Annotated in this window: 5 protein-coding genes; 3 read left to right on the forward strand and 2 right to left on the reverse strand. The window is 65.7% G+C overall.

The features are described 5' to 3' along the window. Positions 1–80: 80 nt before the first annotated feature. A complete protein-coding gene (locus GVY64_RS36730; protein WP_159851271.1) occupies positions 81–407 on the reverse strand; it encodes a DUF3467 domain-containing protein in 327 nt (108 codons plus the stop codon). A 117-nt stretch (positions 408–524) separates the two neighbouring features. Beyond that, complete coding sequence (locus GVY64_RS36735; RefSeq protein WP_159851273.1) at positions 525–1049, reverse strand: hypothetical protein; 525 nt, start codon at positions 1047–1049, stop codon at positions 525–527. A 238-nt stretch (positions 1050–1287) separates the two neighbouring features. Here GVY64_RS36735 and GVY64_RS36740 point away from each other — a divergent pair, with 238 nt between their 5' ends. The 3 genes from GVY64_RS36740 to GVY64_RS36750 form a co-directional block, all read left to right on the forward strand. Next, positions 1288–1515, forward strand: a complete 228-nt coding sequence (locus GVY64_RS36740; RefSeq protein WP_159851276.1) for a hypothetical protein — start codon at positions 1288–1290, stop codon at positions 1513–1515. Further along, complete coding sequence (locus GVY64_RS36745; protein WP_159851278.1) at positions 1515–1859, forward strand: hypothetical protein; 345 nt, start codon at positions 1515–1517, stop codon at positions 1857–1859. The genes GVY64_RS36740 and GVY64_RS36745 overlap by 1 nt, the downstream gene beginning before the upstream one ends. 540 nt (positions 1860–2399) lie before the next feature. Beyond that, positions 2400–2734 (forward strand): IS3 family transposase (locus tag GVY64_RS36750; RefSeq protein WP_159851280.1); only part of this gene is annotated, 335 nt, incomplete at its 3' end.

Here is a 2734-nt window from a genome sequence, read left to right on the forward strand (position 1 = left end):
GGCCGGTGATCAGGGTGATCGGCCCGGTAGCGGTGATCATCACGCGAATGTTCTCCTTACCGTGGGTGGACGGGGCGGTGTCAGTCGCCGAGGGAGGTGATGTGCCCGAATTGGTGTTCGTAGTTGCTCATGGCTTCATCGAGCGTGCGCATCAACCGGAAGATCAACGCGGGCGGGAACTTCACCCGCGCGGTGACTTGCACCGGTTGGCGCATCACCGGCCCGTGCTGCCCCGCGGCGGCGGGTTCGGCGGGCAGATAGACCAGGAAGTCCAGGGTGAAGTCGGTGCGGTTGTACCAGCAGGTGAACCCGTTGGCATACACCCCGGCACTCCAGGCGTCGGGCACGATCACCTCGACATCGATGTCACCCTCGGGCGGCCCGGGCGAGCTGCGGTGATCGCTCACGACAACACACCCCCGCGCGGTGGGGTGGTACCGGGCAGCGGCCGCACCGGTGTCCCGATACGCCGCCGCCCCGGCACCGCCCTCACCGAAGCCCTCTCCTACCCGGACTCACCCCGCTCAGCGGCCTTCCAGCTGACGGGCCTGCTGACGGATCTGGTGCAGCTGCAACTCCCACTGCCCGGCGCGGTCCTGGGCGCGGGTGGCCTGGTCCTCGGCCTGCTGGGCGAGCTGGGTGGCCTGATCGGCCTGATCGGCCGCCGAAGCCGCGCGCTGCTGGGACTGGCCGGCTTCGCCTTGGGCCTGCTGGGCCTGGGCTTGAGCACGGTCGGCCTCGCTTTGAGCCTGCTGGGCCTGATTCGACGCCAGCACCGCCGCCTGGCGGGCCTGCTGCGCCTGCTGATTGGCCTGGCTGGCGTTCTGCTGCGCGATCTGAGCCTGGTTCTGCACCTGCCGCGCCTGAGACTGCGCCTGCCGCGCCAAACCGCTGGCTTGCATCGCGTACTGACGCGCGCTCTGAGCCTCCTGGCGGGCTTCGTCCAACCGCAGCCGCAGCATCTCCACCTCCCCACGCACATCCATCACGTCCTGACGCTGACCCTGCGACGACGACCGGTTCTCCGTGCTCGTGTCCTGCGCTGCCATCTGAGTTCCCTTCCAAAAGTGTGGACGGTTGCATTTCCAACTGGGACGAACGCGCTCGACCGGCTCATACTCCCATCACCACCACCGGTCATCAGCTACTTTGAAGCAACCAACCCGAAATCGGGGCGTAACACGCCGCGAACCACTACCCAGCAGCCGGGGGCAGATCGGTAAGTGGTCTGAAATGCTCATCGACCTTGTTATAATTCCTAATATGAAGCGTAATACGTCCCTGAGTGTGGATTCTGCTGTGTTGGAGCAGGCCAAGCTGGCAGCCGACGCTGACGGGGTCACCTTGTCCGCATTCGCTGAGTCGGCGCTGCTGGACAAGGTGCTGCGCAACTCGGCCCGCATCGCCGCCGGCTACGAGCTCAGCCAGGGACGTGCCACCGCCGAATACTTCGCTCAGGTCGAGGCCGAGCGCGCCGCGATGGACGACGTCATCCGCGCCAGCGGTGCCGCCTGATGACCGCGGCCCCTCCCGCTCACGGCGAACTGTGGCGCTACCTGCCGAATATCGCTGGCCGTGAGAAACCCTCATCCCGCAGCGGTGACCGCGTGCTGGTGGTGCAGCGGACCAGTATCAACTCGATCCTGCCGACCGTGCTGGCGATCCCGATCGAGCGGGCACCCCGTATGCCCGGCCTCGCGGTGGAGCTGTCGGACGATGACCCGATGCCTGGTCTGTCCGCCGTCGTCTACCGCATCCATCCGCTGTACACGCCATGGCTCACCGAGCGCATCGGCGTCGTGACCGAGGCGACCACGCGTCAGGTCGTCGGCACCCTGGTCAAGCTGATCACCGACTGAAACACCACAGCTAGATCCACATAGCCGGGCGTGCGCAGCCGCTCTGCTCTAGTCGATCCGCTTTGACCAAGTCCAGAACTATTCTGAACCATCACGGGTTTGGGGCCGCTTCCTTCTTTGAGGAAGATGGTCTCCATCATGTCGAAGCGCTACCCGCCCGAGGTTCGTGACAAGGCCGTGCGTCTGGCCCTCGAACGGCTCGATGAGTACGGATCCGCCTACGCTGCCGCGCGTGCGATCGGCCCGCTGGTCGACGTGCATCACACGAAACTCTGCGGCTGTGGATCAACAAAGCCCTCGACGAAGCGCCGTCTTCGGGTGCGGCGGCCTCGGCGGGCTTGTCGACAGCGGAGCGGCAGGAGCTGGCTCGGCTGCGGAAAGAGGTTCGAGATCTCAAGCAGACCAACGAGATTCTGAAGTTGGCCTCGGCTTTTTCGCGCGGGAACTCGACCCGCGACACCGCTGATCGTCGGGTTCATCGACGAATACCGCCAGGTCTACGGCGTCGAGTCGATTTGCCGCGCGCTCTCGGCGCACGGTGTGCAGATCGCGGCCCGGACCTACCGCAAAGCCCGCCGCCTGCCACCGTGTGACCGCGACATCGCCGATGCGCTGGTGGAGAACGCGTTGCGCGATCTGCACGGCGCATACGAACAGATGTATGGACGCCGCAAAATGACTCGCTACCTGCGCCGTCAGGGCCACGAGGTGGCGTTTTGCACCGTCGACCGTCTCATACGCGAACTCGGCCTCAACGGCGTGGTCAGAGGACGTAGACAACGAACGACCGTCCCAGCGAAGAACGGTGTCCGTGCTGGTGACAAGCTCAACCGCGACTTCACCGCCGCGGCGCCGAACCACGTGTGGGTCGCCGA

This window comes from Nocardia sp. CY41, assembly GCF_009829325.1.
In the GTDB taxonomy this organism is placed as follows: Bacteria; Actinomycetota; Actinomycetes; order Mycobacteriales; family Mycobacteriaceae; genus Nocardia.